The 25,487-nt window shown below is 49.7% G+C and carries 25 protein-coding genes and 1 tRNA gene; 8 read left to right on the top strand and 18 right to left on the bottom strand.

From position 1 onward, the window contains the following. Positions 1-8 precede the first annotated feature (8 nt). The 4 genes from ubiC to DCX48_16195 all read right to left on the bottom strand — a co-directional run bounded on the left by ubiC (position 9) and on the right by DCX48_16195 (position 3,501). Entirely contained in the window at positions 9-542 is a 534-nt protein-coding gene (ubiC, locus tag DCX48_16210) for a chorismate lyase (GenBank protein QXE15933.1), read from the bottom strand. Positions 543-805: 263 nt separating this feature from the next. After that, positions 806-2,455 carry a chaperonin GroEL gene (gene groL / locus DCX48_16205; GenBank protein QXE15932.1) on the bottom strand — a complete coding sequence of 550 codons (1,650 nt, stop codon included), beginning with the start codon at positions 2,453-2,455 and terminating at the stop codon, positions 806-808. 45 nt (positions 2,456-2,500) lie between these two features. Continuing rightward, on the bottom strand, positions 2,501-2,821 hold the full coding sequence (locus DCX48_16200; protein QXE15931.1) for a co-chaperone GroES: 321 nt from the start codon (positions 2,819-2,821) through the stop codon (positions 2,501-2,503). Positions 2,822-3,030: 209 nt separating this feature from the next. After that, the gene (locus DCX48_16195; GenBank protein ID QXE15930.1) at positions 3,031-3,501 is read right to left on the bottom strand and encodes an FxsA family protein; all 471 of its coding nucleotides are present in this window, start codon (positions 3,499-3,501) and stop codon (positions 3,031-3,033) included. A gap of 495 nt (positions 3,502-3,996) precedes the next feature. Between DCX48_16195 and aspA the strand changes: the two genes are divergently transcribed. The 5 genes from aspA (at position 3,997) to DCX48_16170 (ending at position 9,670) form a co-directional block, all read left to right on the top strand. Then, positions 3,997-5,436: an aspartate ammonia-lyase gene (aspA, locus tag DCX48_16190; protein ID QXE15929.1), complete on the top strand. Its 1,440-nt coding sequence runs from the start codon at positions 3,997-3,999 to the stop codon at positions 5,434-5,436. 121 nt (positions 5,437-5,557) lie between these two features. Continuing rightward, positions 5,558-6,859, top strand: a complete 1,302-nt coding sequence (locus DCX48_16185) for an anaerobic C4-dicarboxylate transporter (protein ID QXE15928.1) — start codon at positions 5,558-5,560, stop codon at positions 6,857-6,859. Between the two features lie 151 nt (positions 6,860-7,010). Further along, positions 7,011-7,343, top strand: a complete 333-nt coding sequence (gene cutA / locus DCX48_16180) for a divalent cation tolerance protein CutA (GenBank protein QXE17273.1) — start codon at positions 7,011-7,013, stop codon at positions 7,341-7,343. After that, on the top strand, positions 7,319-9,052 hold the full coding sequence (gene dsbD / locus DCX48_16175; GenBank protein QXE15927.1) for a protein-disulfide reductase DsbD: 1,734 nt from the start codon (positions 7,319-7,321) through the stop codon (positions 9,050-9,052). The genes cutA and dsbD overlap by 25 nt, the downstream gene beginning before the upstream one ends. 42 nt (positions 9,053-9,094) lie before the next feature. Next, positions 9,095-9,670 carry a transcriptional regulator gene (locus tag DCX48_16170; GenBank protein ID QXE15926.1) on the top strand — a complete coding sequence of 192 codons (576 nt, stop codon included), beginning with the start codon at positions 9,095-9,097 and terminating at the stop codon, positions 9,668-9,670. Here the strand turns inward: DCX48_16170 and DCX48_16165 are convergent. Together DCX48_16165 and DCX48_16160 are read right to left on the bottom strand one after the other, a co-directional pair. Next, a complete protein-coding gene (locus DCX48_16165; protein ID QXE15925.1) occupies positions 9,667-10,257 on the bottom strand; it encodes a LysE family translocator in 591 nt (196 codons plus the stop codon). The genes DCX48_16170 and DCX48_16165 overlap by 4 nt on opposite strands. Before the next feature lie 35 nt (positions 10,258-10,292). Continuing rightward, a complete protein-coding gene (locus tag DCX48_16160; GenBank protein QXE15924.1) occupies positions 10,293-11,138 on the bottom strand; it encodes an AraC family transcriptional regulator in 846 nt (281 codons plus the stop codon). 172 nt (positions 11,139-11,310) lie between these two features. Here DCX48_16160 and DCX48_16155 point away from each other — a divergent pair. After that, positions 11,311-11,386, top strand: a tRNA-Phe gene (locus tag DCX48_16155). Positions 11,387-11,635: 249 nt separating this feature from the next. Here the strand turns inward: DCX48_16155 and DCX48_16150 are convergent. Next, positions 11,636-12,778 (bottom strand): Fic family protein, encoded by a 1,143-nt coding sequence (locus DCX48_16150; GenBank protein QXE15923.1) that lies wholly within the window; start codon positions 12,776-12,778, stop codon positions 11,636-11,638. 452 nt (positions 12,779-13,230) lie between these two features. Next, positions 13,231-13,473 (bottom strand): transcriptional regulator, encoded by a 243-nt coding sequence (locus tag DCX48_16145; protein ID QXE15922.1) that lies wholly within the window; start codon positions 13,471-13,473, stop codon positions 13,231-13,233. Positions 13,474-13,574: 101 nt separating this feature from the next. Here DCX48_16145 and DCX48_16140 point away from each other — a divergent pair, with 101 nt between their 5' ends. Both DCX48_16140 and ccdA read left to right on the top strand, forming a co-directional pair. Further along, a complete protein-coding gene (locus DCX48_16140; protein ID QXE15921.1) occupies positions 13,575-13,817 on the top strand; it encodes an XRE family transcriptional regulator in 243 nt (80 codons plus the stop codon). Positions 13,818-13,834: 17 nt separating this feature from the next. Continuing rightward, the gene (gene ccdA, locus DCX48_16135; protein ID QXE15920.1) at positions 13,835-14,053 is read left to right on the top strand and encodes a type II toxin-antitoxin system antitoxin CcdA; all 219 of its coding nucleotides are present in this window, start codon (positions 13,835-13,837) and stop codon (positions 14,051-14,053) included. Positions 14,054-14,491: 438 nt separating this feature from the next. Here ccdA and DCX48_16130 read toward each other — a convergent pair whose 3' ends face one another. From DCX48_16130 to DCX48_16085, 10 genes are read right to left on the bottom strand one after another with little or no spacing between them, the layout of a single operon-like run. Then, entirely contained in the window at positions 14,492-14,992 is a 501-nt protein-coding gene (locus DCX48_16130) for a serine acetyltransferase (protein QXE15919.1), read from the bottom strand. A 26-nt stretch (positions 14,993-15,018) separates the two neighbouring features. Beyond that, on the bottom strand, positions 15,019-16,413 hold the full coding sequence (locus DCX48_16125; GenBank protein QXE15918.1) for a DUF4832 domain-containing protein: 1,395 nt from the start codon (positions 16,411-16,413) through the stop codon (positions 15,019-15,021). Between the two features lie 38 nt (positions 16,414-16,451). Then, positions 16,452-16,859 carry a hypothetical protein gene (locus DCX48_16120; GenBank protein ID QXE15917.1) on the bottom strand — a complete coding sequence of 136 codons (408 nt, stop codon included), beginning with the start codon at positions 16,857-16,859 and terminating at the stop codon, positions 16,452-16,454. Between the two features lie 23 nt (positions 16,860-16,882). Continuing rightward, complete coding sequence (locus DCX48_16115) at positions 16,883-17,986, bottom strand: glycosyltransferase (GenBank protein ID QXE15916.1); 1,104 nt, start codon at positions 17,984-17,986, stop codon at positions 16,883-16,885. 1 nt (position 17,987) lies between these two features. Further along, positions 17,988-19,199 carry a glycosyltransferase family 1 protein gene (locus tag DCX48_16110; GenBank protein QXE17272.1) on the bottom strand — a complete coding sequence of 404 codons (1,212 nt, stop codon included), beginning with the start codon at positions 19,197-19,199 and terminating at the stop codon, positions 17,988-17,990. 9 nt (positions 19,200-19,208) lie between these two features. Further along, positions 19,209-20,198, bottom strand: coding sequence for a glycosyltransferase (locus DCX48_16105; GenBank protein QXE15915.1), 990 nt, complete (start codon positions 20,196-20,198; stop codon positions 19,209-19,211). Next, positions 20,191-21,573: a capsular biosynthesis protein gene (locus DCX48_16100; GenBank protein QXE15914.1), complete on the bottom strand. Its 1,383-nt coding sequence runs from the start codon at positions 21,571-21,573 to the stop codon at positions 20,191-20,193. Before DCX48_16100 ends, DCX48_16105 begins: the two co-directional genes overlap by 8 nt. Then, positions 21,570-22,781, bottom strand: coding sequence for a capsular biosynthesis protein (locus tag DCX48_16095; protein QXE15913.1), 1,212 nt, complete (start codon positions 22,779-22,781; stop codon positions 21,570-21,572). The genes DCX48_16100 and DCX48_16095 overlap by 4 nt, the downstream gene beginning before the upstream one ends. Positions 22,782-22,794: 13 nt before the next feature. Continuing rightward, entirely contained in the window at positions 22,795-24,927 is a 2,133-nt protein-coding gene (locus tag DCX48_16090) for a capsular biosynthesis protein (GenBank protein ID QXE15912.1), read from the bottom strand. Positions 24,928-24,929: 2 nt separating this feature from the next. After that, positions 24,930-25,487, bottom strand: coding sequence for a polysaccharide export protein (locus tag DCX48_16085; GenBank protein ID QXE15911.1), 558 nt, complete (start codon positions 25,485-25,487; stop codon positions 24,930-24,932).

Genomic DNA, 25,487 nt, shown 5'->3' with positions numbered 1-25,487 from the left:
TTATCTCCTCAAATTACCTGCCAACCTTCATCACCAGGTGTGTAATAAACCGGTGATTCCGGTAAGAAAAGCTCAGTCAACAGTAACGGATGACCCGAAAGACACAGGCGGGAACGCCGCGCCCATAAGCCTTCGCAGCATCCGGTATGAATATAATCACGCGTCAGCGATTTTTGCTCAAACAGATAGCGACCTAACGGCTGATTGCCTATTTTCGTCAAAGCCGCGCCAGAACCCTCGAGCGTCTGTTGCGGGACAATCGTTCGGCCGAAAAGCCAGGGGCGATCGTCACCATACAGCACAACTTCACGCAGCCAGTAACGTTCGTCAGCCGGTAGTTGATCCCGCTCTTCGCCCAGCATCTGCGGCGTAATGAAACCCTCACGACAAAGCGTGACCCTCAGTTGGGCACAGTATTTTTCAAGCCGCTGCGTCATGGAACTGGTTTCCATCAGCCAGTCACCAATGTGCTCAGGCAATACCGAAGGGGGTTCAGTAAACCAGGATATGGTGCGCAGAAGCGTTGACGCATCGTCAGACATTTCCCTACTCCGAACAGGGTTACTTTGCAAATAAAAGCATTCGTAAATAAAGTAAGCGTCCCTATTGTAGCGCAGAATGCTCGCCTGATAACACGCTATAAACCAATTCATCCCCGATGTGGCAACATTCCAGAAATGCTGACGCATAAAAAAAGCACTACCCAGTACACAACCGGATAGTGCTCTTTGAAGGACAGAAAGACGAGCTTCTGTAACTTGACCCTAGTCACCGGAAAACGGCTTCCGGCAACAATGGGATCACATTACATCATGCCGCCCATTCCACCCATGCCGCCCATGCCACCAGCACCTAAATCAGGCGCATCGCCTTTCGGCAGGTCGGTCACCATACATTCGGTGGTAATCATCAGACCAGCAATAGAAGCTGCATACTGCAAAGCAGAACGCGTTACTTTGGTCGGATCCAGAATACCCATTGCGATCATATCGCCGTATTCTTCGGTATAGGCGTTATAACCGTAGCTGCCTTCGCCCGCTTTAACGGTATTGGCGATCACGGAGGCTTCTTCACCGGCGTTGATTACGATCTGACGCAGCGGAGACTCCATTGCGCGCAGCGCAACTTTGATACCCACGTTTTGGTCTTCGTTATCGCCTTTCAGGCCAGATACACTGATAGAAGCCGCAGCACGAATCAGTGCAACACCACCACCTGCAACAACGCCTTCTTCAACAGCGGCGCGAGTGGCGTGCAGCGCATCTTCAACGCGTGCTTTCTTCTCTTTCATTTCAACTTCAGTCGCGGCGCCAACTTTGATAACGGCTACGCCGCCCGCCAGTTTAGCCACACGCTCTTGCAGTTTTTCTTTGTCGTAGTCAGACGTTGCATCTTCAATCTGCTGGCGAATCTGAGTCACACGACCCTGAATTGCCACTTCATCACCCACGCCATCAATGATGATGGTGGTGTCTTTGTTGATAACAACACGTTTAGCCTGACCCAAATCTTCCAGCGTCGCTTTTTCCAGCTCCAGACCAATCTCTTCAGAGATCACGGTACCCGCAGTCAACGTCGCGATATCTTGCAGCATGGCTTTACGACGGTCACCGAAGCCCGGTGCTTTCACCGCAGCCACTTTCACGATACCGCGCATGGTGTTCACTACCAGTGTCGCCAGCGCTTCACCTTCAACATCTTCTGCAATGATCAGCAGCGGTTTACCCGCTTTCGCTACGGCTTCCAGTACTGGCAGCATTTCACGGATGTTGGAGATTTTTTTGTCGGCAAGCAGAATGAACGGGCTTTCCAGCTCAATAGAACCGGTTTCCGGCTTGTTGATGAAGTACGGAGACAGGTAGCCACGGTCAAACTGCATACCTTCAACCACGTCCAACTCGTCTTGCAGGCCTGTGCCTTCTTCAACGGTGATAACGCCTTCTTTACCCACTTTCTCCATCGCTTCTGCAATCAATTTACCCACGGTTTCGTCGGAGTTTGCAGAGATGGTACCAACCTGTGCGATTGCTTTAAAATCAGAGCAAGGAACAGATTGTTTTTTCAATTCTTCAACAGCAGCAATCACTGCTTTGTCGATGCCGCGCTTCAGATCCATCGGGTTCATGCCCGCAGCAACAGCTTTCAGGCCTTCAGTGATGATGGACTGAGCCAATACGGTTGCGGTCGTGGTGCCGTCGCCTGCTGCGTCATTCGCTTTAGAGGCAACTTCTTTCACCATCTGTGCGCCCATGTTCTCAAACTTGTCTTCCAGTTCGATTTCACGCGCAACAGATACACCGTCTTTAGTAATGGTCGGTGCACCGAAGGATTTATCCAAAACTACGTTACGGCCTTTCGGGCCCAGGGTAACCTTCACTGCATCAGCCAGTACATTCACGCCGCGCAGCATTTTTACGCGAGCGTCATTACCGAATTTTACGTCTTTAGCTGCCATGATGTACTTCCCTTAAATTCGTTCAGTTCAGATGATTACGCGCAATTACGCTTCAACAATTGCCAGAATGTCGCTTTCAGACATGATCAACACTTCTTCGTTATCGATCTTTTCTGCTTTCACGCCATAGCCATCATTGAAAATAACGATGTCGCCCACTTTCACATCCAGCGGCTTCACTTCGCCATTTTCCAGGATACGTCCGTGACCTATGGCCAGAACTTCACCACGGGTAGATTTACCAGCAGCGGAACCAGTCAGTACGATACCGCCAGCAGATTTTGACTCGACTTCTTTGCGCTTGACGATCACGCGGTCATGCAATGGACGAATATTCATTGATAGCTCTCCTTTGAGAAAGTCCATATCGGTTTAGGATAAACACCGACTATGTTTTCATAACGACTATGCTTTCATAATCGGTCTTGTGGTGTTCTAGATGGGGGCGTTTCTTAGCCCTTCAAGGGAAAAAATTCATTTTTTTTGCGTTAGGCGATCGCTTGTCGCTGATATCTGATAATAAATAAGGATTATCAATATGATAATCCTTAGCTGCTTTTCAGATTGTCGCGCCGTTAACGGTCGTCCCGATCGTCTCGGTGTTCAATATTTCCGCGCCCACCGTCCTTGCGCTGGTATTCACCTTCAAAAGTGTTCCCGCCGGAAGGCGGTGCACCGGCACCGGAACGCCAGATGTTCAAGTGAGGCATCAGCTTTAACGTCAGGCTTTTCTGCACAGGCGGCAGTAACAGCAACAGCCCCAGAAAGTCAGTCAGGAAGCCCGGAATCAGGAGCAGGAAGCCCGCCAACACCAGCGAAACGCTTTTTACCATTTCGGCCGCAGGACTTTCACCTGCCGCCATTTTCTGCTGCATCTGCACCAGCGTTTTCATCCCCTGATTGCGCACCAGCGAAACGCCCAGACAGGATGTGAAGACCACCAGCAGCAGCGTCATGGCGACGCCCATCACTTCAGCCACGTGAATAAACAGCGATATCTCGATGTAAGCTAAAAGAAAAATAAGTAATAACGGTAACCAGCGCACCCGGTTCTCCTGTGTTTTTTACGCGTACTGTCGTTAATAAGAACGTGTGTTAATGAAAACGTGTTAAGCCATCGCGATTGAAAATCCAGATACGTATTACTCCTAATGGAGTAGGTAAGGCACGCGTACTGTTCTGCGATCCGGCACATCATGATTTAGTTAAATGGGTGCGCCTTTGCACATTTTCAAGCCGCCACCCCACGATTATTGTTCTAAAATAATGACTCGTGACTACAATCACAGTTCATTTACTGTAACGGTAGAGAACGCCAGTATAGTGATCTAAACACCTGTTTTTCACTGTCGTAACGACATATCCTCACGGCAATGGATATATGGTTGGTCAAACATCCCGATACTATTGCCGAGAGAAGACGGTTTATCCGTAGTCGCGCTATTTTCCGAAGTAAGGCGTTTTCCGAAGTAAGGCCATCCGACAAACCAGCCCACAACGTCTAGTCACATCACTAGTCGTACAACAGGATAGGAATTTTCATGTCAGAAAACATCCGTATTGAAGAAGACCTGTTAGGCACCCGAGAAGTTCCCGCAGACGCGTATTATGGCGTTCATACGCTGCGCGCCGTCGAAAACTTCTATATCAGTAACAATAAAATCAGTGACATTCCCGAGTTCGTACGCGGCATGGTCATGGTGAAGAAAGCCGCCGCGCTGGCGAACAAAGAGCTACAAACTATCCCGAAAAAAATCGCCGACGTCATCATCCGCGCCTGTGATGAAGTTCTGAATAACGGCAAATGCATGGACCAGTTCCCAGTAGATGTGTATCAGGGGGGAGCAGGTACGTCGGTCAACATGAATACCAACGAAGTATTAGCCAATATTGGTCTGGAGCTGATGGGCCACCAGAAAGGCGAATACCAGTATCTGAACCCCAACGATCATCTGAATAAATGCCAATCCACCAATGATGCCTACCCCACCGGATTTCGTATCGCGGTCTACGCGGCCATACTGAAATTGACGGATGCGATAGCGAAGTTGAGCGATGGCTTCGAGCACAAAGCCAAAGAATTTGAAGACGTTCTGAAGATGGGGCGGACCCAGTTGCAGGACGCCGTGCCAATGACGCTCGGTCAGGAATTTCATGCGTTTAACGTGCTGTTGCAAGAGGAAATCAAAAACCTGCTGCGCACGGCGGAACTGCTACTTGAAGTCAATCTGGGGGCCACCGCGATCGGTACACGCCTGAACACACCAGACGGCTACCAGCAACTGGCGGTACAGCGTTTGGCGGAAGTCAGCGGCCTGCCGTGTGTGCCAGCAGAAGACTTGATCGAAGCCACGTCAGACTGTGGTGCCTATGTAATGGTACACAGTTCGCTGAAGCGTCTGGCTGTGAAGCTGTCGAAGATTTGTAATGACCTGCGTTTGCTCTCTTCCGGCCCTCGCGCTGGCCTGAATGAAATCAACCTGCCAGAGTTGCAGGCGGGTTCCTCCATCATGCCTGCCAAAGTTAACCCCGTGGTGCCGGAAGTCGTCAATCAAGTGTGCTTCAAGGTCATCGGTAACGACACCTGCGTCACTATGGCGTCGGAGGCCGGGCAATTACAGTTAAACGTGATGGAGCCGGTTATCGGTCAGGCAATGTTTGAATCAACCCACATTCTGACTAACGCCTGCTACAACCTGCTGGAGAAATGCGTCAGCGGTATCACCGCTAATAAGGGCGTCTGCGAAGCCTATGTTTTCAACTCCATCGGAATTGTGACGTACCTGAACCCGTTCATCGGCCACCACAATGGCGACATTGTCGGCAGAATCTGTGCGGAAACAGGAAAGAGCGTGCGTGAAGTCGTACTGGAGCGCGGTCTGCTGACAGAAGCTGAGCTGGATGACATTTTCTCCATCCAGAACCTGATGCACCCAGCGTACAAAGCCAAACGCTACACTGATGAAAACGAGCTTCCTTAACACCGACATTTAATTTTTTCAGGCACGTCCGTTCATGAGGAACAGCGTGCCTTTATTTTTTGCCGCATACAGCCATAAGAATAAGTTATGAAACTTTTATTATTAATTAAGGAGCATAGTCATGCTTGGTCTTGAGTTATTCATTGTTCTGCTCGCCATCTATTTGGGGGCACGACTAGGAGGCATCGGCATTGGTTTCGCCGGTGGCCTAGGAGTGCTTGTACTTACGTTAGGGTTTCAGATAAAGCCCGGCGTAATCCCTTTTGATGTCATTGAAATTATCATGGCCGTTATCGCCGCCATCGCTGCCATGCAGGTGGCGGGTGGAATGGATTATTTGGTCAGTCTGGCGGAGAAATTGCTGCGTAAACACCCGAAATACGTCACCTTTCTCGCGCCACTGGTCACCTACTTCATGACGATTCTAGCAGGAACCGGGCACACCGCATTTTCCACTCTGCCGGTTATCGCCGAGGTCGCCAAAGAGCAAGGTATTCGCCCTTCTCGCCCACTCTCGATCGCCGTTGTCGCGTCGCAAATCGCCATTACCGCCTCACCAATCTCTGCGGCGGTGGTGTTTGTCGCCGGTATTCTTGAACCGCATGGCGTCAGCTACCTGCTGCTGTTAGGGATCTGTATTCCTACCACGTTGGCAGCGATCATGTTGACGGCGATTGTGACTAACTTCCTAGGCAAAGAGCTGAAAGACGATCCGATTTATCAGGAACGTCTGAAAAAAGGGGAAACCACGCGGCGCAGTAATAGTCAGCATGAGATCAAACCGGGTGCCAAGCTGTCCGTGATGCTGTTTCTGATTGGCATCATCGCGGTCGTTCTGTATGCGACGGCAATCAGCGGCACCGTTGGGTTGATTCAGAACCCGGTTCTGCCACGTAATGAAGCGATCGTAGTCTTCATGCTGACCATCGCCACGCTGATTTGCATCACTTGCAAGATCGATACCTCACGCATCCTCTCTGCCAGCACGTTTAAGTCCGGCATGAGCGCCTGTATCTGCGTAATGGGCGTTGCCTGGCTGGGCGATACCTTTGTTAAAGCGCATATTTCCGATATTCAGGACACCGCAGGCGCACTGCTGCAAAGCTACCCGTGGATGCTGGCCGTCGTGTTGTTCTTCGCCGCCACGCTGCTTTATTCTCAGGCGGCAACGGCGAAGGCGCTGATGCCTGCCGCGCTGCTGCTGGGCGTATCTCCGGTCACGGCGGTGGCTTCTTTTGCTGCCGTTTCTGCCCTGTTCGTTCTGCCTACCTACCCAACCCTGCTGGCGGCGGTGGAGATGGACGACACCGGCTCAACGCGCATCGGCAAGTTTGTGTTTAACCACTCCTTCCTGATTCCCGGCGTGATCGCCATTACGCTGTCGGTGATATTTGGCTTTATCCTCGGCAGCATCCTGATCTAAAGATTGCCCTTCGAGCAGTAACTCGCGGATCGGCCTGACAGGTCGATCCGTATCATTTCCCTTCGAGCTGTTCATTCCCTTCAAACAATAAAGCAAGGTATAGTGTGGCTCTGGTTAGCTGGGATTTTGTTCATCTGACACGGAGGATATGATGTCTGACCGCCCGCTTTGCGATGCTGTCGTCATATTATGTACCGCACCTGACGATGCCTGTGCGCAACGGCTTGCCAACTCGCTGCTGGAAACGCGGCTTGCTGCCTGTGTCACCCTGCTGCCCGGCGCCCGTTCGCTCTATTACTGGGAAGGCAAGCTCGAACAGCAATCAGAAGTACAAATGCTGATAAAAAGCGATACCTCACATCAGCAAGCGCTGCTGACTCATCTGAAACAACAACACCCTTATGATACGCCGGAGCTGCTCGTCCTGCCGGTATCTGGGGGCGATAGCGATTATCTGACATGGCTCAACGCATCTTTACGCTGATTTTCCTGTTATGGACAGCTGTCGGCACACCCCAGGTGGCCGCCTCTTCTTTTGGTCAGAAACTGTTTGGCAACAGCACGACATCACGGTTTCTACCTGTCGATGGTGCTTTCGCCTTTGAGTTTCAGCAGCAAGGAAACCAGCTCAATCTGCGCTGGGACATCCATCCCGATTACTATCTGTACCGCGCGCAAATCAAGATCGAAGGGAACGGCGCTACGCTTGGTAAGGTGGAGTTGCCACAGGGCGAAAGCCATAACGACGAGTTTTTCGGTCAGGTCTTTATTCTACGGGATCGATTGGCGCTAGCGGTTCCGATTGAACAAGCCGAAAGCGGTGCGACCGTCAAAGTGACCTATCAAGGCTGCGCCGATGCGGGTTTCTGCTATCCGCCAGAAACGCGAACCGTTCCTCTCAGCCAAGTGCTTGCTACCGCAAACACGGATTCACCAATCAATACGTTATCAGGCCAGACCGCACCGCCGCAGACTACGCCCATGCCGTTCTCACCGTGGTGGGCGTTACTGATTGGCATCGGCGTCGCCTTTACCCCCTGCGTCCTGCCGATGTATCCGCTGATTGCCAGTCTGGTGCTGGGCAGAAAAGAACAGCTGACGCCGCGCCGCACGCTGCTGCTGTCGATGACTTATGTTCAGGGCATGGCGCTGACCTACACGCTGCTCGGGCTGATTGTCGCTGCCGCGGGATTACGCTTTCAGGCAGCGCTCCAGCATCCATACATTCTGATTGGTCTGTCGGTGATGTTTATCGCATTGGCACTGTCGATGTTTGGCCTCTATACGCTCCAGCTCCCGTCATCGGTACAAACCCGGCTGACTGAGTGGAGCAACCGCCAGCAGGGCGGCTCGGTCACCGGCGTATTCTGCATGGGCGCGCTGGCCGGTCTGATTTGTTCACCCTGCACCACTGCCCCACTCAGCGCCATCCTGCTTTACATCGCGCAGAGCGGTAACATGCTGGCAGGCGGCGGCACGCTTTATCTCTACGCGCTGGGCATGGGCTTACCGCTGATTCTGGTCACGCTGTTTGGCAATAAACTGCTACCGCGTAGCGGCCCGTGGATGCAGTACGTTAAAGAAGCCTTTGGCTTCATCATTCTGGCGCTGCCTGTCTTCCTACTCGAACGCATTCTCGGTGAGGCTTGGGGAATACGCCTGTGGAGCGCATTGGGCATCGCCTTCTTCGGCTGGGCGCTCATGCTGACGCTGAGCAGCAAAAAAGGCTGGATGCGTGGCGTGCAGTTGCTGTTACTGGCAGGCGTGGTGATCAGCGCCAAACCGCTGCAAGACTGGGTATTCCCCCCAACTGGCACGGCGCAGACCCACACCTCGGCACTGAACTTCGCTCCAGTCGCTAATATTGCCGATCTCAACAGCGCGCTGGCAAAGAGCCCTCAGCCTGTTATGCTCGACCTTTACGCAGACTGGTGCGTGGCCTGCAAAGAGTTTGAGAAATACACATTCAGCGACCCAGCGGTGCAAAACCATCTGTCACGCATAACACTGCTACAGGCAGACGTTACCGCTAACCGCGAAGAACAGAACGCACTGCTGAAAAAGCTACAGGTTTTAGGGTTGCCGACCATCGTGTTTTTTGACACTCAGGGGAAAGAGATCCCCGGCTCGCGCGTCACCGGCTTTATGAACGCTGAACAATTTCAGGCACATTTGCAGAAGTTCAGCCCATAAACGACACTTTCTATCTGATTTTGCGCTTCTGGAGGAGACATAATGCAACGGGAAGATGTTCTTGAACATGCGCTTACTCTGCTGGAGCAGCACGGATTCGCCATGACGACGCTGGATATGCTGGCGGAGAAACTGGGGGTTCCTGTCGAGGAACTGACACCGTTCTGGCCGGATCGGGAGGCGCTGCTGTACGACGGCCTGCGTCACCACAGCCAACAGGTCGATACTTGGCGGCGTCAGTTGCTACTGGACGATGAGAAAAGTATCGAACAAAAGCTGCTGGCACGCTATCAGGTGCTGCATGAGTCTGTGAACAAACAGCGTTATCCGGGTTGCTTGTTTATCGCAGCGTGCAGCTTCTTCCCTGATATCAATCACCCTATCCACCAGATCGCGGAACAACAGAAGCTGGCTTCCTACAGCTACACCCGCGATTTGCTGGAAGAGCTAGAAACCGACGATCCCGAGATGGTCGCACAACAGATGGAACTGATTCTGGAAGGCTGCCTGAGCAACCTGCTTGTCAAGCATCAGGCCGCCAGCATCGCCACCGCACAACGGCTAGCAGAGGATGTATTACGCTTCGCGTTGTGCCGCAAGGGTGGGGCGTTGACCTAAGCGAGCATTCCTCCCCAAGCGGAAACGAACAGACACAGCGCCATCAGGCGCTGAAATCGCACCATCGCAACGCTGGTGCGAAACACCCTGTTCACAGCCTTCCCCAGCCATGCCCAGCACACCAAACATGCAATCGAGATAATAAAAAACCACAGAGCCATTATCGATACATCCCGCAATACCTGCTCACCCGCAGGGGCGAACAGGCTGACGACGGCCAATGCCATCATCCACGTTTTCGGGTTAATTACCTGTAACAACGCCGCTGCGCGAGCCGTAAAACGGTTATGCGATTCGCCAGAGAGATTAACCGCTGGCGCCCTGAATAACTGCCAGCTCATCCAGCTTAGCCACAACACTCCTGCCCAGCCCATCACCTGACGTACGACCGGATACTGACGCAGCATCTCCCCCGCACCGGCACCCGAAATCAACACGATAGCGCTTGCTGCCATACAGGCACCGACTACAGCGGGTAGCGTGTTTCTCACGCCATAGCGCTGGCTGTTGGTCAGAATCAGGATATTAGTTGGCCCCGGTGTTATCGAGGCGACAAACGCAAACAGCAAAAACGGCATTAAATTCACAGGGCACTCCTTTTTTAAGAGCCCTGACTGTGCCGCTATCTTCTGGAAACGTCTGGAAGGTTTGTGCATAACCGACGGTAATGGGCAGGCGAGATCCGGTATGCCCGCTGAAACCAGCGACCAAGATGGCTTTGATCGGAGAAACCCAAGGCCGCAGCCACGTCGGCAGGCTGATCGCCGTACGCCAGTAATTGCCGAGCTTTCGCCAAACGAAGCTGGATAAACCAGGCGTGCGGAGCCAGATGAAATTCACGTTTAAAGCAACGTGTCAGCGTGAAGCGATCGGTGCCTGTCTCCCGAGCGAGGTCAGACAGGCCGATGTTTTCGCCCATGTGAGCATAAAGATAATCGCGTGCGCGATGGGCTACCGCAGTACTTTGCAGTTGCGATGGTAACCTTTTTCGCCAGTGACAATGCGCGGTAATCTGCGAGAGCAGCTTATCCATGGAGCTCTGCTGCACGATTTTCATTTCATCGTTGTGAAGCGTGGTGAACGAGTCGCTAATCGAACGAACCAGTTGTGGCTCGCGCGTTAGTGTTTGCGCAAAATGGAGCGAGTAACTTCCGGGAGTGGATTCATACAAGCCGTGCAGCGCATTGGTCAGCCACTGCTCGTCGAGGTAAAATGTCAGATAGGTAAACCCGCCATCTACCGGCGCATCGCCGTCGTGGATTTCACCCGGTTCCAGCAAAAATGCGTCACCTGGGCGACTACGATGCCGCTCACGGCGGCAGTGAAACTGCTGCGTGCCGGAAAGGGTCAACCCCACGAGGTAGCTGTCGTGCCAATGTGGATCGTAGGCGTGCCCCTCAAAGTGCGCCTTGATCGTTTCAATTCCCGTATCTGCATGCTGACGTAGCTCAAGCCAGTCGTTCGCCATATTGCTCCCCCTCTTTTCACTATCAGCATTACCACTTCATACGCATCTATCTGGAAGATTTGTGCAAAATCGACGTCCCGCTATCAGATTGCCGTAAAGTTAAGCAGTTGAACAGCTTTTCCCTAATATGGAGTTGACGATCATGCGGGATTAAGGTTTAATGCGCCCCGTTGCCCGGATAGCTCAGTCGGTAGAGCAGAGGATTGAAAATCCTCGTGTCCTTGGTTCGATTCCGAGTCCGGGCACCACTAATTCTTAACCCTCGCCTTTGGCGGGGGTTTTTCGTTTCTGGCGTGTGGACTCTTCATCGAACACCGTTCGATTATTCGCCGCAAGCGACTCACCCTTTCAGGGCCAGCGCGACAAGCGCGCTGTTCAACGCCTCCGGCGTTTGTCCGAGTCCGGGCACCACTAATTTAAAGAAACCAGCCTAACGGCTGGTTTTTTGCTTTTCGGATTATGGGATGTCCATCGAACGACAAATGAGTAAGAACACATCACAAATCAGGAATAAACCCTTCTTCACGCAGTACCTTAATCACCCCACGAATCAGATATGAGTTAGAAAACTTCGCCGTATAGGAACGAGCTCCTTCTTCCACTGGTTGGAGCAGTCCCCGGTCAATCAATTTACCGAGCTGATAAGTCACCTGCGCTGGTTTCATGTCAGGTAAAGCTGTGCGTAGATCACCCGCTTTTATTGTCCCTAGCTCGACAGCGCGTTTCAGAACTTTAGATTCCAACGGGTTTATTAGCCCTCTTTCAGATGAAAAGTCGATCGCCGGATACAGTATTTTCGTACTCAAAAAAGCATGGTTTGTCAGTTGATCGACTTTCTTCAACTCAGATGAAATTCCCGAAAGTACATATAAACACCATTCTTCTAAGCCCCGCTCTGTTCCCTTATCCGCTAACGAAAGCATGGAGTAATAACGCTCACGATCATTACAGAATACCGCTGTCGGATTAAGAACACGGCCACCTGCCTGCACATTAAAACCATACTTGATCAATAACGCATAGGTCAGCAGTCTGACCGTTCTGCCATTACCGTTGCCAAATGGATGTATCCAGCCAAAACGGTGATGCACCAGTGCAATCTTCATCAGATCATATTTTGGTTTATCAGCACGGTTAATAAAGGCGGTCAGTTCTGACATATAGTCAGGAACGTGGATGTGATCCGGCGGTAAATGGTCAGATTGAGCGATGCTGACGTTATGTTGCCGATAGGCACCGGGCGTTTTATCACCTTCCTGTTGCAATCCGACAACCGCCAGACTATGTAGCTCGCGGATAAAATATTCCGTTATCTCATCACCATTATTTAGATACTCGTCGATGAATTCCATCGCAGCTTCAATATTGTTGATTTCTTTGAGCTGATCCGTTGAACTCTGTGTTCCTTCAACTTTGCTTTCAACATAGTCGGCAAGCGTCGTGTGGTTTCCTTCAATCCTTGCGGAGCCAAGGCTCTCCAGCATGTGGAAAATGGCTTTCAACTGCGCAAACAGGATAGGGTGAACATCAGTTTCCAGCCGCAGGTGCCGGAGTAACTCCAGTTCCGTCAGCGCATCGACCAAAGGGGAGTCAAAGCTGGGGTTCAGAAGCAAAAGTTCAAAGTGATTAAATTGAGCCATGATATGTAGTTATCTCAAATGGAGCATGACGACATCTCAAAAGTATAGAGAAAATACCAATATAATCCATAAATTACAGATAACACCATTTTTTACTATCTCAAAAGTCACAAATCCAACATATCAAATCTACGTTTAAAAGATCTTCAATGCAGAGAGAAATAGACCATTGCCTGCATGGGAGATGAAACCACGTTTTTAGCGCCGTTAACCGCAAAACACCAATTCATCGTGACAACCATAACAAAAAAAAAGAAATTTTTTATGGGGGCTTTATAGGGGGCTCTTTTTGCGAGAAATACCAATAAAAACGTTGGTAAACAGCAGGTTATTTTATGACATGATCCCGAGTCCGGGCACCACTAATTTAAAGAAACCAGCCTAACGGCTGGTTTTTTGCTTTTGGGGATTATGATTTTCTATCGAAGCACGTTCGATTCTCTACGGGAGTGCTATTCCGCCTCCCCTTCCCCATGATTCGGGGTCATACCCTGATAGCGCGACGGCCAGATCTCTTCCGGCAGCTTTCCCAATGCACTGGCAATTAACCTCTCCCCTTTCGGCCAATGTCTTGTCAATGCGTTAGCGAGTGTTGAAGACGCTAATCCAGACGCCCTTGATACCGCTGCCAGTGTTGTGCCCTTCTTCCTTAAGCCAGCAATAACATCTGCCGGATACCAATCTTGCTTATCCATTTATCTACCTCTCCCTGTGATGAATTAATCCAAATTATCCCGTTTTTGGATAAATCAGTGAGCGACTGATATTTGATCCCAAATTTTATGGGGTTGAATCGATGACTTCTGTTTACTCTGATGAATATCAAATCGTTATCAAGGCATTACGTGAAGCACGTATTGCCAAAGGGATCACACAGGGAAGCCTAGCGCTAGATCGTCCTCAATCGTTTATCGCCAAGGTTGAAAACGGAGAAAGAAGGTTAGACATCGTAGAGTTTATCCATATCGCCCACTTACTTTCTCTAGACCCCGCCAGCATTATTGCTAAGATCCCTACAAAATATAACGCTCTTGGGTAATGAAGAGGAACACTGCAATGAAACACCAAATTAGCATTGCCGTGGACAAAGACGATTATCAGGTTCTGAGTGCTGCCGGAGTCAATATTTCTGATTTGGTGAATGATGCTATTGGCAGAAAAGCCCGCCGTATAAAGGCTGAGGAATGGAAGAAGGAAAACCGTGAAAGGATGGAAGACATCGCCAGATTTATCGCAAAGAATGTTTTTTTTGCTGATGAAAACAGAAACGGGTGATCGTGTAATTTATTGTTGATCTGTAATACGCCAGCACATTGACATCATAGTAGCTAGACTCCACGCCACAATAGAATGAGGATAATGCATGTTTGACCTAGATAAGCTCTGGAGCAGATATCATTTTTTCTGTTCCCACCATGCGAGTGTTTGCATGGTTTTGTCGCGTTCGGCGGGTTTGATACGTAAATTTAATGTCACATGTTTAGCAGAAACGTCTTTTGCTGTCGGCATAATGTTATCCCCCTCGGTTCCCTCTGAAGAGTAATTATACCGTTCGCATAAAGCTTATCTCATTACGATTTACAGATAGCATGGGAATCGAACCGAAGGAACGAACTGGCCGTTTTTTCGCGAGTGTGGCTCCATCATTTTAGTAGACAGCAAGAATGGCAACCCGCTGTCACATTACATTCGCACAGAAATGAGCATACACACTCAATTCAATTCCCTGATTCCATACCCCACGACCACTTTTCCGGCTGCAAGGCTTTTTGTTACCACGGTTCCAGCGCCGACTTTTACGTTATCACCTAATGTAATGTCGCCTAGCAGAATGGCATTGGCGCCAAGCTCCACCTGATTGCCCAGCACCGGGCTTTTGGTGACATGACCTTCATGGTTTATCACGCTACCAATGGTGACCCCCTGCCGTAATGTACAGTTCGCCCCGATGATTACATCGTAATTCACCACAATACAGTGCGGATGATATATTTTCAGCCCAAAACCGATTTGAGTTCTGTGCGGAATTTCCACACAGAACAGCCACTCATTAATCACTTTATTCAGGACAACAAAAGGAACGCTGATCATTTTCAGCAGCACATTTGGTGACTGGTAAATGGTTGAAAGGCGAAATAGCAGTATTACCAGTTTAGCTTTAATACTGCCCGCCGCTTTTATTTCACACCATACATGTCCGATATTTTTCAGCATATGAATATCTATTCTTAATTCCGTGCTCAGCGCACCGTTACCGTGGAAATTCGATACCAACCGTCGGCCTGCTTGCCCTCGTTGGCGAGATTAATTCGCGATACTCCCTTTGCATCCAGCATCGCCATTTCAATATGATACTGCCCGGCTGGCAGCGCTTCCGGCATCGTCAATTGGTAGGCGGAGGTATGCGGCCCCGGCAACCAGGTGCGGATGTCATAAGGCGTTTTTCCCATACTCATTACGGTGTTGGCATCATTCACCACCCGATAGGCCACATCATATTTCAGATAAATGGGCGCTACGCCGTCGTTAAACCACTGCTGGTTTAACGTCAGGCTCTGCCCTTGTGCCAGTTCAGACTCATGAGTTAGAGAGGCCAGGCGGAAACGATAGCCGAGTTTGGTCAGCGCGTTATCCACAATGTCCCGATATTCCGTCGGCACGCTGCGCGATTTCAGATTAATGGTGCTGGCGTGCTGTGCCAGCGCCCAGTCAAAGGTCGCCTGCACTTGCGCACGAGTATAGTGCTGCACGCTCTGCCACTCCGACATATAACCACAGATTTCCAGGCTCACCGGCGCGCGTTGCCACGCAGAGCTAAAATTTGGATAAAGAGCCTCCGCGTTTTGCAGTCGCTGCGGATAATCACCTTGCATGTGGCTCCATGTGGTCGAAAAATTATGCCAGTCTCCCCAGCAGTCCGCGCGCCATCCAGCACCTTGCTTCACTGCGCTGACCAAAGCATCGCCGCCGCTAATGAGCATAATTTTTGGGCTGTTGGGAAACGCGGCAAAATACATTTTCACGTACTTATCCAACTGGGCTGATGTGTAGCGTTCAAGCAGCGGCTTAATGGTTGGGAAATTGGTGTTGTGCCATTCACCCCATGACCCTACCAACCCAATATCGATATACGCCAAATTCGAATTACCGTCATAGCGCTGCCCAAAAGCATTAAGCAAACGCTGGCTGTATTCGATAAACACCAGGTCGTCCAGATCCGGCACAAAGGTTTTTTTGTCCGGCGTCCACTCGCCCTTGATGCCTTTTTGGATGAGCCAGTCAGGAATCTTCGAACCACTGGCTGGCTCATCAAGCGTCATAAAGCGCAACCCCACGTTCATCGGCGGTTGATGCTGGCTAGCCAGTTCGAAAATAGCGTCCACGGCTTGAAAATTATATTGGACTTCTACCGGTTCCAGTTCACTCCAGTAAAAGCGGTCATATTCAATGCCAGTATCCGGATAATTCGCCAGTGACAACGTTGTGCCATTACCCTTGTTAAAGCTGGCAACGCCATTGCCCGGGTTCGTTAGCGGGCCAGTTAGTCCTCTGGGGGTGACGGTCGTCATCGCGCCCTCGGCCACACCCAATACAGAAAATAGCAAACCTCCTACGGCGATAATTTTAAAATTCACTTATGACTCCTTATTTCCACATCAGTAGAAACCGGGGGTCAGTGATCCTTCAGGCTGAGCCACCAATCCCAAATTCCTAAGTGGAAATGTGGGAAAATATCAATACCCAAGGCAGACTTAATCATGTATAGCGTCAATAGCGCCGCAAGCGTGCAGAACAAGCCGGTAAACAGGATCAACGCGGTCAGCAGTATGCGAAATAGCGTTGACTCTTTACGTGGACGCTTGCGGTGATCCAGACCGAACAAAAAAACGAAGTAATAGCGCCTGTTCAAAAAAGGGAAACTCTTACGTACGTCGACCCAATGCATTGAAGATGCCGTAATCGACAGCACCGCCTGCTCAACGGCCAGCCGCTGTTCCGAGGTAAGTTCTGTATCGGTTTTTCCATCAAGGGCTTCATAGAAGCGCTCAATGACTAACGGGCGTTTATTCGACTCGATCACTATTAACCTATTGATTTATTGACTCATTTACTTAGTTCGGTGTAAACGGCCATCGTTTGTTGCGCGATTTGTTGCCAATTATACCTTTGTAAATATTCAGAGTAATCAACAGATAACGATTTAGAGCGCAATGTGATTTTTTCGGATAAATCCGCCACGTCTCCTACATTGAAATAAGTTTCTGGCGCTAATTTCACCTCCAGATTGGCTGGAATATTGCTGACCACGACAGGCAATGAGAATGACATGGCCTCCAGCAACGCAATGGGTAACCCTTCATGATATGAAGACATCACAAAGAGTTTAGCCTGTGAAAAAACAGTTTGTAGTTCCTGGCCGATTAAAAATCCGGTCAGGATCACATTCGGGGTTTCATGGGCTAACTGTTTTAATCGCATGCTATACGCGGTGGGGTGATCGGCATCACCAACCAAGACCAGTGGCATCTTGACGCCCGATTGCCGATAGGCCGCGATAAGATCATGCAGGCCTTTTTCTTCCACGAAGCGGCCAACCGCAACCAAATAGTTTTGTGGCTGAAGAGAAAAACGCACCAATGTTTGATTGATAACGTCCGCAGTGAGTCGCTGGGATAGATTCACACCGTTATAGATAAGATGGGCATCGTCGCGGCCATATTTCTGCTTGATCATATTATTAATAACTTCGGAGATCACAATCACTTCATTGGCATATTTCACTGCAACCTTTTCACCCAGCAATAAAACTTTCTTTGCCAGGAACCCCCATTTCTGGCGTTCATAGTCCGGGCCATGATGAGTAAAAACCACTTTTTTACCCAGCAAACGCAAAAGCGGCACCACCAGACCGGGACCAATAGCGTGAACATGCACTACCGTAGACTGATCAAAACCGGTGATAAATGTCGCCAGCACCGAATGAACGACAGCCTCTAATGAACGTTTTTTCGGCGCAAATAAAGCGCGAGCCATCACGCCTCGATATTGTGATTTTTTATAATTGACATAAGGTGAACGTGCGAGAACGCAAATATCCACGTCGAATTGCTGTTTAATAGTCGGATATAAATTTTGGCAATGTGTTTCCACACCACCCAACACGTTTGGAATACCACGTGTCCCCAGAACGGTAATTTTCGTAGTCATATTACTTTTCGATTAATATTTCCTGATAAAGCGCCAATAGAGATTCTGTGTGTTTACGTAATGAATATTTTTCGCGAAGACGTTGACGCGCATTTAACCCCATTTCTCTGGCTTTTTGCGGATTCAACGCCAAGTCATCCAGCACATCAACTAATGCCTGCACATTACCGGGTTCGAATAAAATGCCGTCTACCTTATCGCGAATTTGTTCAGGTATACCGCCAATACGCCCGCCTACCACCGGTTTAGCGAATGCCATCGACTCCAGTACCGACATTGAACAGTTTTCATAGTATTCGGAAGGAACCACCACCGCGCGTGCGTATTTAATCAGCCGGTTAAGTTCTTCGCCCTGCTGTTTATAGCCCAGAAATTCCGCATGCGGAAATTGCGCGACCAAATCGTTATACAGCGGCCCGCTGCCCGCAATTTTTAACGGAATTTTATTCCGCATTTGCTGATGTGCCCTGGCAAGCGTAGCAACGCCTTTCTCCCGACTCAGGCGGCCAATAAACAGCAAATAACCGTCGTCTTTAACATCCTCCGCCGGTAGGCTGTCATTAATGCCGTTCACAATCACGTCAATACGAACATTCGGCAGCTTACGCATTAATTGGTTACGCAGAAATTCGCTGGGCGAAACGATCACATCCAGCGCCTGATAGTTTTTGGCAATATTCTGCCAAGCGCCTTCTAACGAAAGCAGCAGACTTTTCGATGCAGAACCTTGCTGGCATCGATATTTAAAAGCGTTAAATACCGAACCGGTTAAACAGGCGTCACAGACTTTGCCATCGCGCAGCATGGTGTACGAAGGGCAGATAATCTTGTAGTCATGAGCTGTTAACACGGTTTTACACCCAAACTGACGGGCAATTTTAATCAACGATGGCGTGAGCTGGTGATAGATATTGTGAAAATGAACAATATCCGGTTTTTCTTTACGTAATAACGCCAGCAATTTCTTACATGCCTCAGCATTATGAATAAAGTTAACCGCGGTTTTAATTGCCCCAATCGCGCTGCTGTTTTGATGATAATTCACATTACCGACAAAATAGGGCGCGTAGTCTGACGGGAAGTTATTTTCATGCTGCATAGAGAAAGCGATAACGTCAACGCCAGCCTTTTTCAGCATATCAATCTCTTGAAAATAAACCGTTTCAGCGCCGCCCTTGATATAGAAAAATTTATTGACCAATAAGACTTTCATCATACCTGCCTATTCATGAATAACCTTGCTATTTGGTGGTGTCATAGGGTTGCGCACGGGTCTGGTTAACCCTTTTATCAATCCCGCAGAAAATATAGCCAGGTTCATCACACTCTGTACCCCGTTCAACAGTGAACGGTTCTTAATCGTTTTTAATGCCACAAAAGCGAGTAACGGCAGCAACGCGGCACCAATAACCGCGGCGTTAAACGTCAACAAACTCATCAACAGCACCAGCAGATAAACCGCAAAGACCGCCTCGTTTTTAACGATATGCAATGCCTCACGGAAATAAGGCATCCCCCATGCACTGCGTAAAAGCTCGCCCGGCGCCCAGAGAAAACCATTCCGCCAACGATATTGCAGCATTTTATATGTTGGCATGGTGTACGACGTGTGACGGAAATAAGGCACATTAAGTCGATGTAATTTATATTGGGCATAGCGCAGACGAATGCCTAATTCAGCCTCTTCATAACCATGCAAGCTACGGTTGGTGAGATAACCTATTTTTTCAATTGCCGTGCGGCGGTATAAGCCCCCACCGCCTAAATGACCACAGTCGCCCAACGGATATATTTTATGAAGGCGCTGTTTACGTGATTTAAACTCATAGTTCGCCGCGCCATCCATCTCTACCGTTCCCGCCACGCCGGCGTAATCAGGGTGTGCGGTTAAAAATGCGATGCCCTGCTCAATAAAGCCATCTTCCAGCTCCATATCGCCGTCCATCAGCAGCAAATAATCCCCCTGGCTGTACAGATAACCAAGCTGATGCCCCACACCGCAGCAGCGTTCGGACGGTTCAGTCAGCGACACTACGGTAACGCCTTTGGCGCTGGCAAGCTGCTGAGTGTTGTCGGTTGATAAGCTATCGGCAACAATGATTTTATGGGGGTAATTCACAATATGGCGACGAATACTGTCGATGGTTTTTTCGATGCATTCTGCCTCATTGAATGTCTTAATACTCACTGAAATAAAAGATTTATCATTCATACGGTTTTCCGATATAACGGCGGACAGAATGGCGAATTACCAGACTTGAGCCCAGAGATAAATAAAAAATGAATTGCAGCATGGGAATAATCATCAGGATCTGGCTATAAGGCAGACTCAATAGGCACCCAACCGAAAAAACGTTAAAGGCCGGAGAAGAACTCAGCAGTTGTAGGTCCTGCAGGTCTATTTTATTACGATCCAGTACCGGCTTTGGCTGCGTAATGATTAAGATATAAATAATTAACCCGATGAAAAATAGCGATCCGACCACACCGACTTCCCATAGCAGCACGCTTAATGAGGTTGAATCAATGATCAGGTTATAGATGATATTCAAAAAGCCGGGAGAGACAGCGCTGCCGCTATTTGTCGCACTTAATCCATAGCCAAACAACGTGCCGGAGATCCCCCACATATCGTGATTTTTCAGCCAGAAAAATAGCGTAGTAAGACGCCCAAGCTCACCGGACTCCATAATGTAGTTGGTATCAAAAATATAATTCAATGAATCCAGAAATACGCTCATCGCGCTTTTCGTCGGGTCGCTACCAAACGCCGAGGAGTAACCCGAAGCCAAAATGGTAATCGCCACGGTAATCAGCAACGCCATGCCGGTGAAAATCAGCAAAATCGCTTTCAGGTTTACGTTATTCATGCCTTTGATGTAGCTCGGCATTAACCAAACCCAGGCCAGTAATAACGGTGAAACCAGGATCACAAATTTCACTTCCCCCAGGATACACAAGCCAAATCCCAAAACGATATGCAGCGCCGTGGATTTAAACGACGTCAAACCATGTTTAAATTCCGAGACTTTCAGCAGCATAATCAACAGGCAGAACAACCCCATCGCCGCGGTATTTCCCCCGCCCATCGGGTCACCGCCGAAAGTGCCGACTACCGAGTCCCATTTTTCGTCTTCTCCCCGCAATGCCACCCGCCGCGGCAAAACAAACAACACCTGATAAATCACCACCGGGAACTGCGCGTAGAACACCCAATACAAACTCCGGGTCACGCGATAAATCTGTGATTCGCGGCAAAAACCCAGCAGCAGGCAAAGCATCATCAGCGACAATGCAATCTCGTTTTTAAACCCAACGATAGTGACGGTTATTCCGCCCTGTAACAGGGTAGATAATCCCGCCATCGCCAGAAAAGAGAGGTAGAGCGTGAGAACCATCAATTCCTGCGTATCCAAATGCAATCTATCGTAGCGAGTCTGCATAATCAGCAACCCCACCATGTTCAGCGCCAAAATAAATGGCAACCACAGCACTGCCAGCAAACCGGTGAAATACTGTGTCAGTCCGCAGAATACCAGCGTGATAAAAACATAAACCTGTAGGTAAAGCCCGGTATTCAAGCTCATGATTCTGTCATCATATTTTTCAGCCCATTAGCACGTTTGTTTACTTTGAGATAAATAAACGCGTAGCGTACAAACGTCAGCACAGAAAAAAGAATCATTGATGTGTCATAGTGATTATAAAAATAAGGCACAATCACAAATGCGACTAATACCACACTCAACTGCTCTAACTGAATACGCAAAAAATAGCGATGAGAGCCAAATATTAGCTCAATCACCGTCAGCGGACACACCGCCAGCGCCGGAAATAAATAAGGCAACATATAGCGAGAGGTTGGAATGGAGTTAATCCACTCCTCGCTAAAAAACAGATGCATCACCAACGGATAGAAAATAAATACTCCTAGCGTGCAGACCACCCCCGACATCAATAATACCAGACGAACTTTTTTGAACTCATCATAGTTGAAACGTTTATTTCTGAAATCGGCAGACCAAGTTGAAAAAATAGAATTACGCACCGCATTGCCGATGATCACCACCGGAGACAAACAAAAACGGCTCACTACCGAGAAATACCCCGCCGTCAACGCGGAAAACCAAAAATTAATCAGCATAACCGGCAAATTACTATTAACCATCGCCAACACTTCGGCGCTGCCAACGCGGGTAAGATGATGAGCATGCTGATGAAAGAAAGCCCTATTACGTTGCGGACTAAAATGTCCAAATGTAATGGTGTGAATATTGAACGAGAACAGAATACAACCGCTAATCAGCACCATCATGGCGCAGGCCCAGGACCAATAGAACGCGGTGGTATGTGAAGTGAACACCAGCGAAAGCACGACCACCACCGAGACAGCGAGTCGCTGAAAGGCCAGAAAACGGTAGTTACCCTCGCGCAGAGACAAATTCTCCGAGATCAGCACCAGCGCATAGGACAGCGTGAGCAGGTAGAGAAAGAACACATTTCGCTGAAACAGCCATGCGGTCAACATCGCATAGGGCACCGCGGTAAGCAGACTTTGCAGTGTGCTGAACACCACACTCTGCGCCAGTTCACTGTCTTGCTGTTTCGGAATCAGCAGTTGCGATGCAAAGGTACAGACCTGCGCCCCCACCAACACGATGCTGTAACTCAGCGCGTAGATCCCCACCTCGGCCATGTTGTATTTATGCGAAATCAGCCAGATAGATAGTGCGCCAATCAGTTGTGAAACCACCGATGAACCCGCAATGGTAGAAACGCTTTTTAGTAAACTCATCTTTTTAATAAACTCACAGGTGACCGGTACTGTTGATTAGCGCATTCATCCGATGGTTCAGGGAACGTATCCCCTCTTTGGTTTCGAGATTTTTATCCGCAACCCGATTCATTACCGCGCCAATCAGCACCGCGCGGTGCTGTTTAACTTTATCAATGGCATTAAGCACATCGCCCGCGCGCCACTCGCCGGCTTTCAGCACAAAAACCACCCCGTCGATTACCCGGCTAATGAGTTGACTATCCTGCGTTTGATTCACCGCGGCCACGTCAACGATAATTCGCTGATAGCGTGTTCTCAGCTCGGCCATCAACGTCACGACATGTTCGGACGACAGCATCAGTAAAGAAGACATCACGGCATTGCCACGCGGCAGGAAGCTTAAATTTTCACTGATTATCACCAGTGCGGCATCCAACGGTGATTGCCCTTGCAGCAGTTCCGCCACACCAATAGCGGAAGGATTCGCCAGGTCTTGCGTCAGCCCGCCGTCGTTAAAGAAGTCCAGGTCGATAAGCAGCGTTTTTTGGTCAGCGCTGAAGGATCTCGCCAGCAAATGCGCCAGCAACGATCGCCCTTCTCCATGCTCTGCCGAGCTGATGGCAATGGCCTGGCAGGATGGATGCGATAACAAAATGTGGGTTCGCATGCTGTGGACAATATCGACGTCAAGCGGCGCTTTGGTTATCAATCGCACAACTTTTGAGCGCTCCACGCCACTGGCGAAGGTGCGAATTTCACCCACCGGAGCCACATTCAGGCGCTTTTTCATCTGGCTGATACTGTTGATTGAATTATCCAGCGCGGCTCTCACGATGAAGTAAACCACCGAGAAAATCAGGGTTAGCATGACAACCATCACCAGCAGCATCGCTTTATTGGGTTTCGACGGGTGGTCAGCCGGCACGGCTGGGTCGTAAAGTATCGCGTCCGGCTCTAAATAGTTACCCGCCAGCGTCTGCTCTTTGGTGCGCTGATAGAGCGCCTTATACAGCTCTTTTGTTTTATCCAGCGCGGTGGTCAGGTTGTTGTATTCATCACGTTTAGACGCCAGCGTTTGGAAATCCACTTTCTGTTGCTCCAGCAGTTGCTGATAATATTTTTCATCCCTCAACGCCGCCTGATACTGCTTATTCAACCCCGCTTTCAGTTCGAGTAACACGGTGTGGGTCTGCTCTTCAATCGCCTGAACCTGGGCTTCGGCTTCTAAAATTTTGGTATGCTTCACCCCGTAGCGTTTCCGTAAATCGTATAAAGAACGCCGGGCCTGAATCAGCGCAATGCGCAAATCCTGAATTTGGGCATGATTAGAAATATCAGGCAGAGAAATGATGTTTTCCAGCGACGTACCCGCGTTCGAACGCACGCTGTTGTCGTTCGTTTCCGCCCTGATGCGACGCTGGGTGGCATCCGCTAACTTGGTGGTGACGATCCCCAATTGTTCAGTTTCGAAGCCATCCACACCGCGGAAAGTCAGCAGTCCTTCTTTCTTCAGAAACTGGTCGATGGCGGCCTGTTGCTCGACGACTTGCTGCCACACCTCTTCCATCTGTTTTTGGTTCAACGCTTTGGCTTTCAGTGTCTTGAGGTGCTTTTGCCTGGCCGTATAGTCAATAAATGCCTGCGCCGCGCCGTTAGCGATATCGGCCGCCAGCTCAGGCGACGCCGATTCGTATGAGATAGTGGCGAGGTGCGTGGTGCGAACACCGGTGATAGTGAGGTTTTTCACTATCGAATCCAGCGCGTGATCGACCCGCTGTTGCTCATCGCCACGGTGATCCGCGTTTTTGTCTGTATCGCCGTTAAACGCCGGGTTTTGGTCCAGCTTGATGTCCCGCACGGCTTGTTCCAGCACAATACGCGACTGCATCAACGCATACTGGGTTTCGTAATAGCCGCTACGGGTGGAATCATAACCATCGACCTGCGGCAAAGGCGAAACGTTATCCTGTTGCGCTTTAAGCAGTACCGTTGCGGTCGACACATATTTGGGCGTGATCATGCTAATCAGTGGGTAAGCCACTACCGCCACAATCAGGCCAGCCAGCATGATCTTCCAGCCGTTCTGTTTGATCTCTTGGGCAAATCTGGAGAAATCGATGGTGCTTTCCAGTTTTCTGCCATTTTCCACGATAGATAGACTCATGGTCAGAAAAAGCTCATACCGACAATCACGGTGTCGCCAGGATGAACGACGCGTCTTACGTCAACATTTTCAATCAGTTGATTGCTATTCGAAAAACGAATACCCACATCCTTGCGGTCTGCGCGATCGGTAAATCCGCCGGCCAGCGCCAGCGCTTTTTCAACGGTTAAGCCCGGCTCGTAGGCATACCCGTTCGGTTTCTCGACTTCACCGGTGATATAGAATTTCCGGAACTCGGCGATGCTGACAGTCACCATCGGATTTTGCAGATAGTCGCCGCGCAGGCGATTAGCCAACTCCTCACCCACCTGCTCTGGTGTTTTCCCTTTCAACACCAGTTGACCAATGTAGGGGAAGGTAATCGCGCCGCTTTTATCCAGCATGAACTTCATCGTCATCTCCGGCTCGCCGTACACCAGAATATTTACAGCATCGCCTTCATCTAACTGATAACCGGTGGTTTCGCTTTCAGGTTTGTCCATTTGCCGCTGGCTCGACAGGGAGCATCCCGCCAGCCAGACGCTGAAGCACAGAAAAATGCCCAGTTTTATTATTTTCAC

Source organism: Pectobacterium atrosepticum (genome assembly GCA_019056595.1).
GTDB classification, from domain to species: domain Bacteria; phylum Pseudomonadota; class Gammaproteobacteria; order Enterobacterales; family Enterobacteriaceae; genus Pectobacterium; species Pectobacterium atrosepticum.
The sequence above is the reverse complement of the archived record's forward strand: the minus strand, read 5'-3'. Positions and strand labels throughout refer to the sequence as shown.

Bases quoted from the DNA above. Each gene is read 5' to 3' on its own strand.
- ubiC (QXE15933.1), bottom strand. From the start codon at position 542: ATGTCTGACGATGCGTCAACGCTTCTGCGCACCATATCCTGGTTTACT.
- groL (QXE15932.1), bottom strand. From the start codon at position 2,455: ATGGCAGCTAAAGACGTAAAATTCGGTAATGACGCTCGCGTAAAAATG.
- DCX48_16200 (QXE15931.1), bottom strand. From the start codon at position 2,821: ATGGACTTTCTCAAAGGAGAGCTATCAATGAATATTCGTCCATTGCAT.
- aspA (QXE15929.1), top strand. From the start codon at position 3,997: ATGTCAGAAAACATCCGTATTGAAGAAGACCTGTTAGGCACCCGAGAA.
- DCX48_16185 (QXE15928.1), top strand. From the start codon at position 5,558: ATGCTTGGTCTTGAGTTATTCATTGTTCTGCTCGCCATCTATTTGGGG.
- cutA (QXE17273.1), top strand. From the start codon at position 7,011: ATGTCTGACCGCCCGCTTTGCGATGCTGTCGTCATATTATGTACCGCA.
- dsbD (QXE15927.1), top strand. From the start codon at position 7,319: ATGGCTCAACGCATCTTTACGCTGATTTTCCTGTTATGGACAGCTGTC.
- DCX48_16170 (QXE15926.1), top strand. From the start codon at position 9,095: ATGCAACGGGAAGATGTTCTTGAACATGCGCTTACTCTGCTGGAGCAG.
- DCX48_16160 (QXE15924.1), bottom strand. From the start codon at position 11,138: ATGGCGAACGACTGGCTTGAGCTACGTCAGCATGCAGATACGGGAATT.
- DCX48_16150 (QXE15923.1), bottom strand. From the start codon at position 12,778: ATGGCTCAATTTAATCACTTTGAACTTTTGCTTCTGAACCCCAGCTTT.
- DCX48_16145 (QXE15922.1), bottom strand. From the start codon at position 13,473: ATGGATAAGCAAGATTGGTATCCGGCAGATGTTATTGCTGGCTTAAGG.
- DCX48_16140 (QXE15921.1), top strand. From the start codon at position 13,575: ATGACTTCTGTTTACTCTGATGAATATCAAATCGTTATCAAGGCATTA.
- ccdA (QXE15920.1), top strand. From the start codon at position 13,835: ATGAAACACCAAATTAGCATTGCCGTGGACAAAGACGATTATCAGGTT.
- DCX48_16130 (QXE15919.1), bottom strand. From the start codon at position 14,992: ATGCTGAAAAATATCGGACATGTATGGTGTGAAATAAAAGCGGCGGGC.
- DCX48_16115 (QXE15916.1), bottom strand. From the start codon at position 17,986: ATGACTACGAAAATTACCGTTCTGGGGACACGTGGTATTCCAAACGTG.
- DCX48_16110 (QXE17272.1), bottom strand. From the start codon at position 19,199: ATGAAAGTCTTATTGGTCAATAAATTTTTCTATATCAAGGGCGGCGCT.
- DCX48_16105 (QXE15915.1), bottom strand. From the start codon at position 20,198: ATGAATGATAAATCTTTTATTTCAGTGAGTATTAAGACATTCAATGAG.
- DCX48_16100 (QXE15914.1), bottom strand. From the start codon at position 21,573: ATGAGCTTGAATACCGGGCTTTACCTACAGGTTTATGTTTTTATCACG.
- DCX48_16095 (QXE15913.1), bottom strand. From the start codon at position 22,781: ATGAGTTTACTAAAAAGCGTTTCTACCATTGCGGGTTCATCGGTGGTT.
- DCX48_16090 (QXE15912.1), bottom strand. From the start codon at position 24,927: ATGAGTCTATCTATCGTGGAAAATGGCAGAAAACTGGAAAGCACCATC.